The sequence below is a fragment of the Streptomyces sp. NPDC037271 genome (assembly GCF_055603605.1).
In genome coordinates this window covers 204,548-218,443 of record NZ_JBVJVN010000004.1, presented here as the reverse complement: position 1 = coordinate 218,443, position 13,896 = coordinate 204,548, and the positions used below count along the sequence as shown (strand labels likewise).

Here is a 13,896-nt window from a genome sequence, read left to right as displayed (position 1 = left end):
AGGTCGTGTCGGCCCGCTACAGGACCGGCAGGATCGCCGGCATCAGGTCCTGGAAGGTGCGGCCGTTGGCCGGGGATCCGATGGCGGTCATCGCCCAGCCCTGGCCCGCCCGGTGGACCTTCGCCATGATCTGGGCCGTGTAGGCGCCACCGCCCGCCAGCGTGTAGCGGGCGAGCTCCTGGCCGTTGGTCTCGTCGACCAGGCGGCAGAACGCGTTCTGCACTTCCTGGAAGGTCTGACCCGTGAAGGAGTTCACGGTGAAGACGATCTGGTCGATGTGGACCGGGATGCGCTGCAGGTCGACGAGGATGGCTTCGTCGTCGCCGCCCTGGCCGACACCGCCGACGAGGTTGTCCCCCGTGTGGCGCACCGAGCCGTCGTCGCTCACCAGGTGGCGGAAGAAGACGACGTCGACCGGCTGCTTGTCCGCGAACAGGACGGCGGAGGCGTCCAGGTCGACCTCCCGGGTGCGCGAGCCGAACAGGCCACGCCGGGGAGCCGCCTGCCAGCCGAGACCCATGCGCACCGACGTCAGGCTGCCGCCGTCGTTCTTCTGCAGACTGATGGCCTGACCCTTGGTCATGTTGACGGTCACGCGCTGATCCCCTCTCGAGCGGTCCCCTGTTGCCGCGGTCCCCGCGGTTGTCCAGAACCCTACGCAGGGGCACTGACGGTGCCCCACCCGAGTCCGCACTTTGTGTCGTTCTTGCAACACAGCGCGTACCCGGGCGGGCCGTCAGGCCAGGCCGGCCTCCTTCATCTGGCGCAGTTCCTTCTTCATCTCGGAGACCTCGTCGCGCAGCCGGGCGGCGATCTCGAACTGGAGGTCCGCGGCTGCCGCCCGCATACGGGTGGTGAGCTCCTCGATCTGTTCGGCGAGTTCCGCCGCCGGGCGGTCGGTCACCGCCGTCTCCTTGGGCCTGCCCTTGGCCGCCTTGGCCGCCTTGGCACCGCCGCCCGTCGCCTGGCCGCCCAGGGAGGGCACGGGGGCCTTGGTGCCCTTGCCCTCCTTCGTCTGGCGGTAGCCCGAGCCGAGCAGCTGCTCGGTGTCGACGTCCTCGCGGGCGATCTGCGCCACGATGTCGTTGATCTTCTTGCGGAGCGGCTGGGGATCGATGCCGTTCGCCTTGTTGAACGCGACCTGCTTCTCGCGGCGGCGATTGGTCTCGTCGATGGCCTTCTCCATCGCCGGCGTGATCTTGTCGGCGTACATGTGGACCTGACCGGAGACATTGCGCGCCGCCCGGCCGATGGTCTGGATCAGGGAGGTGCCGGAGCGCAGGAAGCCCTCCTTGTCGGCGTCGAGGATGGCCACCAGGGACACCTCCGGCAGGTCGAGGCCCTCCCGGAGCAGGTTGATGCCGACCAGGACGTCGTACTCGCCGGCCCGCAGCTCACGGAGCAGTTCGACGCGGCGCAGGGTGTCGACGTCGCTGTGCAGGTAGCGGACCTGGATGCCGAGTTCCAGGAAGTAGTCGGTGAGGTCCTCGGCCATCTTCTTGGTGAGCGTGGTGACCAGGACGCGTTCGTCCTTCTCGGTCCGCTTGCGGATCTCGTGCACCAGGTCGTCGATCTGGCCCTCGGTGGGCTTGACGACGACCTCGGGGTCGACGAGGCCGGTGGGACGGATGATCTGCTCGACGGCGCCGTCCGAGCGGGAGAGCTCGTAGGTGCCCGGGGTCGCCGACAGGTACACGGTCTGCCCGATGCGTCCCTGGAACTCCTCCCACTTCAGCGGGCGGTTGTCGAGCGCGGAGGGCAGCCGGAAGCCGTGGTCGACCAGGGTCCGCTTGCGGGAGGCGTCGCCCTCGTACATGGCGCCGATCTGCGGCACGGTGACGTGCGACTCGTCGATGACCAGCAGGAAGTCGTCCGGGAAGTAGTCCAGCAGGGTGTTCGGCGGGGAACCGGGCAGGCGGCCGTCGAAGTGCATGGAGTAGTTCTCGACGCCGGAGCAGGAGCCGATCTGGCGGAGCATCTCCAGGTCGTACGTCGTACGCATCCGCAGCCGCTGGGCCTCCAGGAGCTTGCCCTGCTTCTCCAGCTCGGCCAGGCGCTCCGCCAGCTCCTTCTCGATGTCGTTGACCGCCCGCTCCAGGCGCTCGGGGCCCGCGACGTAGTGGGAGGCCGGGAAGACGTACAGCTGCTGGTCGTCGCTGATGATCTCGCCGGTGACCGGGTGGAGGGTGGACAGGGCCTCGATCTCGTCACCGAACATCTCGATGCGGACCGCGAGCTCCTCGTAGACCGGGAAGATCTCGATGGTGTCGCCGCGCACCCGGAAGGTGCCGCGGGCGAAGGCCATGTCGTTGCGCGTGTACTGGATGTCCACGAAGCGGCGCAGCAGCTCGTCCCGGTCGTGTTCTTCGCCGACCCGGAGCGGAACCATGCGGTCCACGTACTCCTGCGGGGTGCCGAGACCGTAGATGCAGGAGACGGAGGCGACCACGACGACGTCACGGCGGGTGAGCAGTGAGTTGGTCGCGGAGTGGCGCAGGCGCTCCACCTCCTCGTTGATCGAGGAGTCCTTCTCGATGTAGGTGTCCGACTGCGGGACGTAGGCCTCGGGCTGGTAGTAGTCGTAGTACGAGACGAAGTACTCGACGGCGTTGTTCGGCAGCAGCTCGCGGAACTCGTTCGCCAGCTGGGCGGCCAGGGTCTTGTTCGGCGCCATCACGAGGGTGGGGCGCTGGAGCTTCTCGATCATCCACGCGGTGGTGGCGGACTTGCCGGTGCCGGTGGCGCCGAGGAGGACGACGTCCTTCTCGCCTGCTTCGACGCGCCGGGCGAGCTCGGCGATGGCCGCCGGCTGGTCGCCGTTCGGCTGGTAGGGGCTGACGACCTCGAAGGGCGCCACCGTGCGTTCGATCTGGGAAACGGGCCGCATGGGTTCCACCGTACGACCCCGCACTGACAACCGGTCCGGATCAGCGGTTCTGCGGGGTCCGGGAGCACCGGTGGACGAGGGGGCGGCGCCTGTCGTGCGCGAGGTGGCGTGCCGGACCGCGGACCGTGTGCGGGGCCTCGGCGCGGGCGGGGACGCCCGGCTTCCTCTCGACGGGGATTCCGGCGGGCTTCCCCGTGACCATCAGCGGGTCGAACATGACCACCACGCCGGCCAGGAGGAGGAAGGCGAGGGGGCCGATCAGCATGGGGGCGAGCAGTTCGGCGGGCGAGCCTCCGGTGGAGGGGTCGGCCGTGCCGTGGAGATGGACCTCGAGGGCGGCCATGCCCGTGTAGTGCATGCCGGTGACGGCCAGCCCCATGATCAGGCTGGCGCCCACGCTCCACAGGAAACCGCGGACCTGCCCGGCCGCCCACAGGGCCGCGGTGGCGGCGGCCATGGCTATGACGACGGACACGGCCACGGTGAACGTGTTGTACGTCAGCTGCCCGTCCAGACGCATCCCGGCCATGCCCAGGTAGTGCATCGAGGCGATGCCCAGACCGGTGATGGTGCCGCCGGTGAACAGGGCCGCTCCCCGCGCGCCCCGGTAGCCGACGATGAAGATCCCGATGCCCACCATGACGATGGCGACGGCCAGGCTGGCGAAGGTCATCAGCCAGTCGTAGCGGATCGGCGTGTGTTCGATCGTGAACCCCATCATGGCGACGAAGTGCATGGTCCAGATGCCGGAGCCGATCGCCGCCGAGCCCAGGGCGAGCCATCCGGGGCGCCAGGACCGGGTGACCCGCATGGACCTGGTGGTGCAGCGCAGGCCGAGGGCACCGCCGAGACAGGCCATGAGGTAGGCCACCAGCGGTGTGACGAGTCCATAGCTGAATCCCTCGACCGTGCCTTGCATGTGCGGCTGCCCTTCCGCCTTCTCGCGCCCGGTCATGTGCCGGAATTTCCCCTGATGTGCGCCCCTCCCGGGACCGCGTCAACGGTCAGGGTCGAGGCAGAGAGTATGACTCCCACCGGAATGGTCGAACGATTCTCCGGCAAAGAATCACGGGTTTGCCCCACTTGTGCGGCCCCGGTGAGTGGAGTTGAGCAACTCCGTTCAGTCTGCGGCCATTCTGCACCCCTCTTCTATTGACTCTCTGGTGCCACAGTGGTGCTGTCCGTGATCGCTCGACGCGAGGAGTACGCATGCACGTGCGCGCAGTTGCCGTCACGACCACCGCGCTTCTGGGAGTCGCCCTGCTCGCTCCGCTCTCACACGCCCGGGGCGCCCAGACCGACGAAGGGCCCTCGGTCGTCGCCCACAGGGGCGCTTCCGGTTATGCGCCGGAGAACACGCTGGCCGCCGTCGACAAGGCCGCAGAGCTGGGCATCCGCTGGGTGGAGAACGACGTCCAGCGCACCAGGGACGGCGAACTCGTCGTCCTCCACGACGACAACCTTCGCCGTACGACGAACGTGGAGGAGGTCTTCCCCGACCGGTCGCCCTGGAAGGTGAAGGACTTCACCGCCGCGGAGATCGCCCGGCTGGACGCGGGGAGCTGGTTCGGGTCCCAGTACGCGGGCGCGCGTGTGCCGACGCTCAAGCAGTACGTGGACCGTGTGGAGCACAATCACCAGAAGCTGCTGCTGGAGCTGAAGAACCCCCAGCTGTATCCGGGCATCGAACAGCAGACCCTCAAGGTCCTCGCCAACGAGGGCTGGCTCGACCGGCGGCATGTGGCCGGCCGCCTGGTCGTGCAGAGTTTCAGCGCGGACAGCGTCCGGACCGTCCACGAACTAAAGCCGGCCGTCAGGACCGGGTTCCTCGGCACACCGTCCGTGGCGGACCTGCCCGCGTACGCCGAGTTCACCGACCAGATCAATCCGTCGCACGGTTCCCTCTCCACCGGCTACGTGGCCTCGGTGCACGCCTTCACGGGAGCGCACGGCAGGCCGCTGGAGGTCTTCACCTGGACGGTCGACGACGCGGACACCGCCCGGCGGGTCGCCGGGTACGACGTCGACGGCATCATCACCAACAAGCCCGACGTGGTGCGGGACGCCGTGGGCGAGGACTCGGCCGAACGGTGATCCCGTCGTGCCGGGAGCACGGGACGGCCGCGTGCACCGCTGTCCCGCTGCCCCGGCGTTGTCAGTGGCTGCCCGTACCGTGGGCGCATGGAGAGCCATGGGCAGTACGAGCAGCAGGTCGTGTGGACCGTCGTCGGCACCGGCATCGGTCCGCTGCTGCTGGCCGCCACCCGCGACGGCCTGGTCAACGTCGTGTTCCACGCCACCGACGCCGCGCGCGACCGGGCGCTCGAGAGGCTCGCGGCCCGACTGGGCTCGGAGCCCGTCGAGGCGCCCGGCTCCCCGCTGCTGACCGAGGCGATACGGCAGGTGGAGGCCTACTTCGCGGGCAGGCGGCGTGACTTCGACCTGCCGCTGGACTGGTCGCTGATCTCGGGCTTCAACCGGCAGGTGCTGCGCGAGCTGGCCTCGGGCGTCCCCTTCGGCTCGGTCGTCGGCTACGGCGACCTCGCCGACCGGGTCGGCCAGCCGGGCGCCGCACAGGCGGTGGGCATGGCCATGGGGGCCAACCCGCTGCCGGTCGTCGTGCCGTGCCACCGGGTCGTCGAGAGAGACGGCGGCATCGGCGGGTTCGGGGGCGGCGTGGACACCAAGCGGCAGTTGCTCGCCCTGGAGGGCGTGCTGCCCGAGCCGCTGTTCTGAGGGGTCCGGCCGCCCGGGTGGTGCCGGGCAGGGGTCATGTGGAGTGCGGGGCAGGGGTTATGCGTAGTGCCGCGCTTCGAAGATGTTGCCGTCGGGGTCACCGAAGTAGAAGCTGCGCCGGGCCAGGCCACGGGCACCGTAGGAGTCGTACGACAGCTCCGATACCGGAATGGCCTGCTCTTCCAGGCGACTGCGCAGTGCGTCGAAGTCGTGCGTGGAAAGGGACAGGCAGACGTGGTTGACGGGGTGGCCCGCGCTGCCGTCGGCACCGGGGACCACGCGCATGCGCTCTGCCAGGGAGTGCGGCGCCAGGTCGAAGATGGTCTCCTCATTGAGGCGCACGGAGGGGAAGCTCACGCTGCCCGCGACGTACTCGCTCACTCTCAGGGGCTCCATCCCGAGCGTCTTCTCGTAGAAGTCGGCCGCTGCGACCGGGTCCCGCACCCAGAGGACGACATGGTCGAGACGTGTCGTGTTGTCCGTCATGACTGTCAGCCTCGCGGTTTCCCCCGAGCACCGCAAGAGCCCGGCAGGGCCTCCGCGAGGGTTTGGCCCGGTGCCCCGCCCGCCAGGGATGAGGGAGGACCGACGGACAGGAGGCAGGCGCGTGATGCTGATGGTGTCGGAAGAGGTACGGGCGGCGGTCGAGGCGCGTCACCCCGTGGTGGCGCTGGAGTCGACGATCATCGCGCACGGGCTGCCGCGCCCGCGCAACCTGCTGGTGGCGCGGGAGCTGGAAGAGGCGGTACGGCGGGAGGGCGCCGTACCGGCGACCATCGCCGTGCTGGACGGACGGCCCCATGTCGGCCTGGACAAGCAACAACTGGAGCGGGTCGCGAACGAGGACGGCATCCGCAAGCTGGGCCACCGCGACCTGCCGCTCGCGGTGGCCGCCGGAGCGAGCGGAGCGACCACCGTGTCGGCGACCGCCCAGCTGGCGGCCCAGGCGGGCGTACGGGTGTTCGCGACCGGCGGGCTCGGCGGCGTGCACCGGGAGTGGACGGTGACGCAGGACGAGTCGGCCGACCTCGGCCTGTTGGCACGCACCCGGATAACGGTCGTCTGCGCGGGCGTGAAATCCATCCTGGACGTGCCGGCGACCCTGCAACGCCTGGAGACACTGGGCGTCGCGGTGGCCGGTTACGGTACGGACCGCTTCCCCGGCTTCTACCTGTCCGACTCCGGGCACGCGGTGGACTGGACGCTGGACACCCCGCAGCAGGTGGCCGCGGTGATGCGGGCACAGGACACGCTCGGCGGGCCGCGGTCCGCGCTCGTCGTCGCCAACCCCGTCCCGGAGGAGGAGCAGCTCGATCCCGCGCTCCACGCGCGGGTGCTCGCCGACGCGCTGCAGGCGTGCGAGGAGGAGGGGGTCACGGGGCAGGCGGTCACACCGTTCCTGCTCGACTACCTGGTACGGCACACCGACGGTGCCTCGCTGAGCGCCAACCTGGCGGCGGTGCGGGGGAACGTGCGGCTGGCGGCACGCGTCGCGGCGGCATGGACCGCGGCGTGACCGCCGGGCCGGGCGCCGCACTGCTGGTCGTCGGGGACGTCATCACCGACGTCGTCGCCCGGCACCGGGGACCGCTGGCCGCCGGCACGGACACGGCGGCCTCGATCCGCCGACTGCCCGGTGGGGCTGGTGCCAACGTGGCCTGCTGGGCCGCGTACGCAGGGTGCGGTGACGTGCGGCTGCTGGGGCGGGTCGGCGCCGACGCGGCTGCCTGGCACGAGCGGGAACTCGTGGCCCGTGGAGTGCGCCCTCTCCTCGTCGTCGACCCAGTGGCGCCGACGGGGACGGTGATCTGCCTGGTCGACACGGGTGACTCGGCCGAGCGGACGTTTCTGACGGACAGCGGGGCGTCGCTGCGGACCGGGCCCGGCGACTGGTCGGACACCCTGCTCGACGGCGTCGCCCGGTTGCACCTGTCGGGCTACCTCCTGTTCTCGGAGCCGAGCCGTGCTCTGGCGCAGGTCGCGCTGGCCGCGGCTCACGCGCGTGGGGTGCCGGTCAGTCTGGACCCGGCGTCGGCGGGGTTCCTCACCGGGCTGGGCGTCGGCCGTTTCCTGGACCTGGTCGCGGGAGTGGACGTCCTGCTGCCCAGCCGTGACGAGGCGTGCCTGCTCACCGGGTTGTCCGACCCCGTGGACGCGGCGGCGAAGCTGAGCCGGCACGTCCCGCTGGTGATCGCCAAGCAGGGCGCGGAGGGGGCCTTGGTGGCCCGGTCCGGTGCCGTGTGCGCGCGTGTGCCCGCCGCCCCGGCGTCGCCGCGGGACAGTACGGGCGCCGGTGACGCCTTCACCGGCGCGTTCCTCGCCGCGCTGCTCGCGGACGCGGGGCCCGAGGCGGCGGCGGCCGCGGGGTGCCGGGCGGGGGCGAGGGCGGTCGAACGGGTGGGTGCGAGACCTCCGACGGCAACCGACTGACCGCCGGTCGGCCAGTGCGGATGGGAGGGCGCCGGTGGTGGTGGTTGGCGGCGGTGGTGGTCGGCGGTGGTGCAGACCCTCAACGACTGCTTTCGCGCCCTGCGGCACGCCGGTCAAGGGCAGCGGCCCGGGAGCGACGGGAGCACCGGGAGCACCGGGAGCGCCGAAACCCCAACTCCCCTACGCCTTGCGCCCCCACGCCGAGATCATCGGAGCCGTCACGAGGTCCATGCTGCCGGACGCGACGTTCGCGAGGTGGCGGTCGATGTCCTCGTGCGTGGCCACCCCCGCGCCGACCAGTTGGTCGCGGACCTGACGGACCGTCGCGGACTCCAGGACGGCGCACGCGGGTGAGGTGACCGGGAAGTAGGCGTCGGCCTCCACGCGCCGCAGCCCGGCCTCCCGGAGGAGACGCGGGAGCCGGCGGCCGCAGGAGAGGTCGGCACCGCGGTGAGCCAGCAGTTGGCGGTAGCCGTGCCGCACCCGGTTCGCCAGTCGCTGCTCGGGACCGTGCTCGTCGGGGCAGAGCAGGGGCTGCAGCGCGGGATCGGCGTCCTCGACCAGGAGACGGCCCCCTGGGCGCAGGGCTTTGACCATCGAACGCAACGCCCGCTCCCGGTCCGGGACATGGACGAGAACCAGCCGTGCGTGCACCAGGTCGAAGCCCTCCCCCGGAGCTTCCTCCGCGCCCACGTCGTGCACGCGGACTTCGACCGGAGGCCGGCCGGCCGGAGCGACCCATGAGGTGTCGATGTCGGTCGCGAGGACCTTGCCGGTCGGACCCACCCTCTTGGCCAGCCAGGACACCACGGAGGTGCCGCCGGCTCCGACCTCCCAGCAGCGCCAGCCGGGTCCGACACCGAGCGTCTGGAGGTACCGGAACGTCGTGGGGTCGAAGAGCGCGGCGAAGGCGTCGAAGCGCTCCGCCACCTCGGCCTGCCGGTTGTCGAGGAGGTGTCCGTCGGTTCGCGTCATGCGGCGATCATCCCAGTTGTCCCGCTTGTCCCAAGCTGACGACGCTCCGGCACGACACCCCCTCGCAGCGACCGGCCGGGCCGGGGGCGTGACCGGCCCGGCCGGTGTCCACGCCGTGTCCGGTCCACGCCATGTCCGGTCCATGCCGAACCCGATCCATGCCGAACCCGGTCCGTGCCCGAGCCCGGTCCGGGTCCCACCGCAACCGCCCTGTCCACAGCCGGGAACAAAGCGGAACGCCTCATTTCCCCAGGCTGATCCGCCGCTCGAGCAGGCCTGGCAGACTGGCGCGAAGGCGCGGGAAGCACGGCGCGAGGGGACCCACGCGGGGAGACACGGATGACGATGGCAGGGAACCTACGGAGGGTCACGGGCCTGGGAAAGGCCGGCGGCCTCCGCAAGGTGGCAAGGCTGGCCCGACGGCGCCCGCGCGTGGACCTGAGCCACCCCGCCCGCTCCCCACTGGGCTCCTCGGTGGTGAACTGCGTGACCTACCGGGACGGTGTCCGCACTCCGGAGGGCGGCGATCCGGTCGACGTGGTGAAGCGGATGCGGGAGCGGGGAACCGGTTTCGTCTGGCTCGGCCTGCATGAGCCGACGGACCAGGAGTTCGCGGGCGTCGCGGAGCTCTTCGACCTGCACCCGCTGGCGGTCGAGGACGCGATCGAGGCCCATCAGCGCCCGAAGGTGGAGCGGTACGGCGACACGCTCTTCGCCGTGTTCAAGACGGTTTGCTACGTGGAGCACGAGGAACTCACGGCCACGAGCGAGGTGGTGAGCACCGGCGAGATCATGGTGTTCGTCGGCCAGGACTTCGTGATCACCGTGCGGCACGGGCGGCACGGCTCACTGGGACCGCTGCGGGAGGGGCTGGAGTCGGACCCCGCCCAGCTCGTCAAGGGGCCGTCGGCCGTGCTGCACGCGATCGCGGACCACGTGGTGGACGACTTCCTGAGCGTCATCGAAGCGGTCCAGGCGGACATCGACCATGTCGAGACGGAGGTGTTCGCGGAGCACGGCGCACGGGTCGATCCAGGGCGGATCTACCAGCTCAAGCGTGAACTCCTCGAACTGAGGCGGGCCGTGGTGCCGCTCGGCCGGCCGCTGGAAGAGCTGGCCACACGGCCGGCCCGGGTGGTCGAGCCGGAGATACAGGCCTACTTCCGCGACGTCGCCGACCATCTGCTGCGTGCCACCGAGCAGCTCGCGGCGTTCGACGAGCTGCTCAACTCCATTCTCCAGGCCCACCTCGCCCGCGTGACGGTGGCGCAGAACGAGGACATGCGGAAGATCACCGCCTGGGCCGCGATCGTCGCCGTGCCCACGATGGTCTGCGGGATGTACGGCATGAACTTCGACCACATGCCGGAACTGCGCTGGCGGTACGGCTACGGCCTGGTCATAGGCGTGATAGCCGTGTCCTGCCTGGCTCTGCACCGGGGCTTCCGGCGCAACGGCTGGCTCTGACGCGACGGCCCGAGCCGTTCAGACGGAGATGCCGAGATGCCCACGCCCTGCGCGGCACGACACGAAGGCCGGGCGGGCCTCGCCGCCCGTCTCCGCGGACGGGTCGACGCGCCCGGCTCCCGGAGAACCGCCGAAGCAGACCGCGAAGTGCGGGCATCACCGGCGTGGGCGGCATGGACCCACCGTCGGAGGAGACCGTCAAGGCGACTGGGAAGTCGCATGCGCACGCGTGTGGAAGGGCCGGGAGAGTCAGCCGCCCGCGCGGCCCGTCAGCCGTTCCACGCGGGGTGCCGCGGATCGTCGGCGCGCACCAGGACGTCGGCGGCACCGGAGGGATCGGTCTCCTCCTCGTAGCGCTCGAAGGCGGGCAGGGTCCAGTGCTCGGCCTCGGGGGTGCGGCGACGCAGTGCGCCGGGGCCGAGGGCGAGGTGGATGCTCAGATCCAGGGGGAACCAGTGGCGCAGCAGGAAGGGGCCGTGCAGCAGCAGCGCACCGCCGGGCGGGAGACGGACGTAGGGGCTGCGGGTGGCCCGGTCGGTGACCGGGTCCCACAAGTCGGGCAGGACCCGCCCGTCGCCGCCGGGTCCGAGGGGGTCGAAGACCTCGCGCCACAGGGTGCCGGTGTCGTGCCAGCCGTTGTAGTAGGACTCGACGTCCTGATGCCCGTACTCGAGACGGAGGGAGGCGGGACGCAGGAAGCCCTCCGTCCCGACGGTGAGGGAGGGCCTGCCGCGAACGCGCAGCGCCTCGGAGACCCGGTCGGCGAGGTCGCCGGGGCGGGCGGCCGGGGCGCCGTCGAAGGCGACGCGCGGCCAGGCGCTGCCGTCGGCGGGTCGGAGGTCGAGCAGGCGCCCGGCGAGCAGGTCGCCGAGCCTGTCCCAGGTGATCGCTTGCAGTCGCACCCGCCCATCATGCGTCAGCCGCCGGTCCACCCGCCTGGACGCCTGCGTATGCGCTCGCGCCGACCGGCCATGGTCACCGTGCCCGTACGGATGTTGACTTGCGGTGGTCGACGGCCGTCGGTGCCGAGCGGGCATCGACTCGACGGGTGGGAGCTGACAGGACATGATCGACGGACCGTACTTCGTGCTGACGGTGCTGGGTGTGCTCGGGACCGGTCTGACGGCCGGCGCCTTCTGCGCGTTCTCGACGTTCGTCATGCGGGGGCTCGCGGCGCTGCCGCCCGCGCAGGGGGTCGCCGCGATGAACGCGATCAACACGGCCGCGGTGCGGCCCGCCTTCATGCTCATGTTCCTCGGGACGGCGGCGCTGACCGCGGTGATCGCCGTGGTGACGTTCGTGCTGTGGCCCGACGGGGCCGCGGTGGAGTTGCTGGGCAGTGCGCTGTTCCTCTTCGGATCGTTCGGGGTGACCGCGGCCGCCAACGTGCCGCGCAACTCCGCACTGCTCGAGCTGGAGCCGGGCACCGCGGAGGCGGCCGCCCGGTGGCCTTCGTACGTACGCGAGTGGACGGCGTGGAACCACGTCCGCACGGCTGCCTCGGCCGCGGCGGCGGTGGCCTACGTGCTGGCCCTCGCCTGAGCCGGCGGACGCCACCCCACTCCGGGGCGCCGCCCCGGGCGAGGCGGCCGGCAGCCACTGGTTCCTGCCCACGCGGGGGCGGCGCCGCAGCCCGGAGCACGGGGGCCAAGGCGCCGTCCGGTGCTCTGCGCTCGGGGCGGGCGGCACGTATCGTGGGCCCGAAGGGCGCCGCCCGCGACGTACGGCCGGCCACCCCGCACGCAAGGAAGACGGCCATGGCCGATCCCAAGGGTTTCCTGACCACGCCCCGCGAGGAGTGGCCCCGCAGGCCGGCGGGGGAGCGCGCCCGGGACTGGGACGAGGTGTACGTCCCTGGGGCGCTGCTGCCGGTCATCGGCGCGCAGGCCGGTCGCTGCATGGACTGCGGCATCCCCTTCTGCCACGACGCCTGTCCGCTCGGCAATCTGATCCCGGAGTGGAATGACCTGGTCACCCGGTCGGACTGGCGGGCGGCGAGCGAGCGGCTGCACGCCACGAACAACTTCCCCGAGTTCACCGGCCGGTTGTGCCCGGCACCGTGCGAGGCGGGCTGTGTGCTCGCCATCAACCAGCCCGCCGTCACCATCAAGAACGTCGAGTGTGCGATCGCCGACAAAGCCTGGGAGGAGGGCTTCGCACCGCCGCGCCCGCCGGACCGGCTGTCCGGGCGGACGGTGGCGGTGATCGGGTCGGGGCCCACCGGGCTCGCGGCGGCGCAGCAGCTGACCCGGGCCGGGCACACGGTCGCCGTCTACGAGCGGGACGACCGGATCGGTGGGCTGCTGCGGTACGGCATCCCCGAGTTCAAGATGGAGAAGCGGCACCTGGATCGGCGCGTCGACCAGATGCGGGCCGAGGGGACGAGGTTCCGTACGTCGACGGCGGTCGGGCGGGACGTCCCCGCCGGCGAACTGCGGGCCCGCTACGACGCGGTGGTGATCGCCACCGGGGCGACGACGTGGCGCGAGCTGACCGTGCCCGGTCGGGAGCTGGCCGGTATCCATCAGGCGATGGAGTACCTGCCGCTGGCGAACCGGGTGTGCGAGGGGGATCTGGAGCGCTCCCCGCTGTCCGCCGCCGGGAGGCACGTCGTCATCGTCGGCGGCGGTGACACGGGGGCCGACTGCCTCGGTACCGCGGTCCGGGAGGGGGCCGCGTCCGTGACCCAGCTGGACATCTACGCGCAGCCGGGTTCGGAGCGCGACGAGGCGGCCGAGCCCTGGCCGACGTACCCGCGGCTGTACCGGCTGTCGGCAGCGCACGAGGAGGCACGTGAACTGCGGTCCGCGCCGGCGGCGGACGCGGACGCACGACTGTTCGCGGCGAACACGCTCCGTTTCACCGGTGACGCGGAGAGGCACGTGCGGTCGCTGCACCTGGTCGGAGTGGACGCCGGGCGCCGTCCGCTGCCCGGCACCGAGAGGTCGCTCCCGGCCGACCTCGTCCTCCTCGCCCTCGGCTTCTCGGGGCCCGACCGTGACGACGGGCTCATCGACCAACTGGGGCTGGCGCTGGAGCCCCGTGGCACGATCGCCCGGGACCCGGGCTTCGCGACCAATGTCCCGGGCTGGTTCGCCGCGGGGGACGCGGCACGCGGGCCGTCGCTCGTCGTGTGGGCGATCGCGGAGGGGCGGGCGGTGGCGGCGGCCGTCGACCGTCACCTGTCCGGCGGCAGCACACGGCTGCCGGCACCGGTCGGCCCGTACGACCGGCCGATGACGGTTTGAGCACGCCGCCGCTCCCGCACGGGCCGATCAAGCACACCCACCGCTCCTCCACGGGCCGGTCAGCGGGGACACAGCCTGCCCGGGTCACCACCTGCCGCTCACAACCTGCGGGGTCCCCCCTGGGTCACAGCCTGCGGGTCACCACCTGCGGGT

The 13,896-nt window shown here is 71.5% G+C and carries 13 protein-coding genes; 7 read left to right on the top strand and 6 right to left on the bottom strand.

What is annotated here, in order from left to right:
- Positions 1 to 16 precede the first annotated feature (16 nt).
- The 3 genes from ACZ7G3_RS10820 to ACZ7G3_RS10810 form a co-directional block, all read right to left on the bottom strand.
- Positions 17 to 595: a TerD family protein gene (locus tag ACZ7G3_RS10820; RefSeq protein ID WP_426598275.1), complete on the bottom strand. Its 579-nt coding sequence runs from the start codon at positions 593 to 595 to the stop codon at positions 17 to 19.
- A 141-nt stretch (positions 596 to 736) separates the two neighbouring features.
- Positions 737 to 2,887, bottom strand: coding sequence for an excinuclease ABC subunit UvrB (gene uvrB, locus ACZ7G3_RS10815; RefSeq protein ID WP_426598276.1), 2,151 nt, complete (start codon positions 2,885 to 2,887; stop codon positions 737 to 739).
- Positions 2,888 to 2,927: 40 nt separating this feature from the next.
- Positions 2,928 to 3,806: an MHYT domain-containing protein gene (locus ACZ7G3_RS10810; protein WP_470924954.1), complete on the bottom strand. Its 879-nt coding sequence runs from the start codon at positions 3,804 to 3,806 to the stop codon at positions 2,928 to 2,930.
- Positions 3,807 to 4,096: 290 nt separating this feature from the next.
- On the opposite strand from ACZ7G3_RS10810, the gene ACZ7G3_RS10805 reads away from it, so the two are divergent.
- Positions 4,097 to 4,981: a glycerophosphodiester phosphodiesterase gene (locus ACZ7G3_RS10805; RefSeq protein WP_426598277.1), complete on the top strand. Its 885-nt coding sequence runs from the start codon at positions 4,097 to 4,099 to the stop codon at positions 4,979 to 4,981.
- An 87-nt stretch (positions 4,982 to 5,068) separates the two neighbouring features.
- Positions 5,069 to 5,623, top strand: a complete 555-nt coding sequence (locus ACZ7G3_RS10800) for a methylated-DNA--[protein]-cysteine S-methyltransferase (RefSeq protein ID WP_426598278.1) — start codon at positions 5,069 to 5,071, stop codon at positions 5,621 to 5,623.
- Between the two features lie 57 nt (positions 5,624 to 5,680).
- Here the strand turns inward: ACZ7G3_RS10800 and ACZ7G3_RS10795 are convergent, their stop codons facing one another.
- Positions 5,681 to 6,109, bottom strand: a complete 429-nt coding sequence (locus tag ACZ7G3_RS10795) for a VOC family protein (RefSeq protein ID WP_426598279.1) — start codon at positions 6,107 to 6,109, stop codon at positions 5,681 to 5,683.
- A gap of 121 nt (positions 6,110 to 6,230) precedes the next feature.
- On the opposite strand from ACZ7G3_RS10795, the gene ACZ7G3_RS10790 reads away from it, so the two are divergent.
- Both ACZ7G3_RS10790 and ACZ7G3_RS10785 read left to right on the top strand, forming a co-directional pair.
- Positions 6,231 to 7,139 carry a pseudouridine-5'-phosphate glycosidase gene (locus tag ACZ7G3_RS10790; RefSeq protein ID WP_470924747.1) on the top strand — a complete coding sequence of 303 codons (909 nt, stop codon included), beginning with the start codon at positions 6,231 to 6,233 and terminating at the stop codon, positions 7,137 to 7,139.
- Entirely contained in the window at positions 7,124 to 8,053 is a 930-nt protein-coding gene (locus ACZ7G3_RS10785) for a carbohydrate kinase family protein (protein WP_470924746.1), read from the top strand. The genes ACZ7G3_RS10790 and ACZ7G3_RS10785 overlap by 16 nt, the downstream gene beginning before the upstream one ends.
- 180 nt (positions 8,054 to 8,233) lie before the next feature.
- On the opposite strand, the gene ACZ7G3_RS10780 is transcribed toward ACZ7G3_RS10785, so the two are convergent.
- Positions 8,234 to 9,028, bottom strand: coding sequence for a methyltransferase domain-containing protein (locus ACZ7G3_RS10780; RefSeq protein WP_426598282.1), 795 nt, complete (start codon positions 9,026 to 9,028; stop codon positions 8,234 to 8,236).
- A 339-nt stretch (positions 9,029 to 9,367) separates the two neighbouring features.
- On the opposite strand from ACZ7G3_RS10780, the gene ACZ7G3_RS10775 reads away from it, so the two are divergent.
- A complete protein-coding gene (locus ACZ7G3_RS10775) occupies positions 9,368 to 10,495 on the top strand; it encodes a magnesium and cobalt transport protein CorA (protein ID WP_470924745.1) in 1,128 nt (375 codons plus the stop codon).
- A 269-nt stretch (positions 10,496 to 10,764) separates the two neighbouring features.
- On the opposite strand, the gene ACZ7G3_RS10770 is transcribed toward ACZ7G3_RS10775, so the two are convergent.
- A complete protein-coding gene (locus ACZ7G3_RS10770; RefSeq protein WP_470924743.1) occupies positions 10,765 to 11,397 on the bottom strand; it encodes a nucleoside/nucleotide kinase family protein in 633 nt (210 codons plus the stop codon).
- 163 nt (positions 11,398 to 11,560) lie between these two features.
- Here ACZ7G3_RS10770 and ACZ7G3_RS10765 point away from each other — a divergent pair, with 163 nt between their 5' ends.
- The gene (locus ACZ7G3_RS10765; protein WP_470924741.1) at positions 11,561 to 12,037 is read left to right on the top strand and encodes an anthrone oxygenase family protein; all 477 of its coding nucleotides are present in this window, start codon (positions 11,561 to 11,563) and stop codon (positions 12,035 to 12,037) included.
- Between the two features lie 215 nt (positions 12,038 to 12,252).
- Positions 12,253 to 13,743: a glutamate synthase subunit beta gene (locus ACZ7G3_RS10760; RefSeq protein ID WP_470924739.1), complete on the top strand. Its 1,491-nt coding sequence runs from the start codon at positions 12,253 to 12,255 to the stop codon at positions 13,741 to 13,743.
- Positions 13,744 to 13,896 lie beyond the last annotated feature (153 nt).

Excerpts from the sequence above, each read along its gene's own strand:
- ACZ7G3_RS10795 (WP_426598279.1), bottom strand. The coding sequence starts at position 6,109 with ATGACGGACAACACGACACGTCTCGACCATGTCGTCCTCTGGGTGCGG.
- ACZ7G3_RS10760 (WP_470924739.1), top strand. The coding sequence starts at position 12,253 with ATGGCCGATCCCAAGGGTTTCCTGACCACGCCCCGCGAGGAGTGGCCC.
- uvrB (WP_426598276.1), bottom strand. The coding sequence starts at position 2,887 with ATGCGGCCCGTTTCCCAGATCGAACGCACGGTGGCGCCCTTCGAGGTC.
- ACZ7G3_RS10800 (WP_426598278.1), top strand. The coding sequence starts at position 5,069 with ATGGAGAGCCATGGGCAGTACGAGCAGCAGGTCGTGTGGACCGTCGTC.
- ACZ7G3_RS10785 (WP_470924746.1), top strand. The coding sequence starts at position 7,124 with ATGGACCGCGGCGTGACCGCCGGGCCGGGCGCCGCACTGCTGGTCGTC.
- ACZ7G3_RS10775 (WP_470924745.1), top strand. The coding sequence starts at position 9,368 with ATGACGATGGCAGGGAACCTACGGAGGGTCACGGGCCTGGGAAAGGCC.
- ACZ7G3_RS10765 (WP_470924741.1), top strand. The coding sequence starts at position 11,561 with ATGATCGACGGACCGTACTTCGTGCTGACGGTGCTGGGTGTGCTCGGG.
- ACZ7G3_RS10810 (WP_470924954.1), bottom strand. The coding sequence starts at position 3,806 with ATGCAAGGCACGGTCGAGGGATTCAGCTATGGACTCGTCACACCGCTG.
- ACZ7G3_RS10780 (WP_426598282.1), bottom strand. The coding sequence starts at position 9,028 with ATGACGCGAACCGACGGACACCTCCTCGACAACCGGCAGGCCGAGGTG.
- ACZ7G3_RS10805 (WP_426598277.1), top strand. The coding sequence starts at position 4,097 with ATGCACGTGCGCGCAGTTGCCGTCACGACCACCGCGCTTCTGGGAGTC.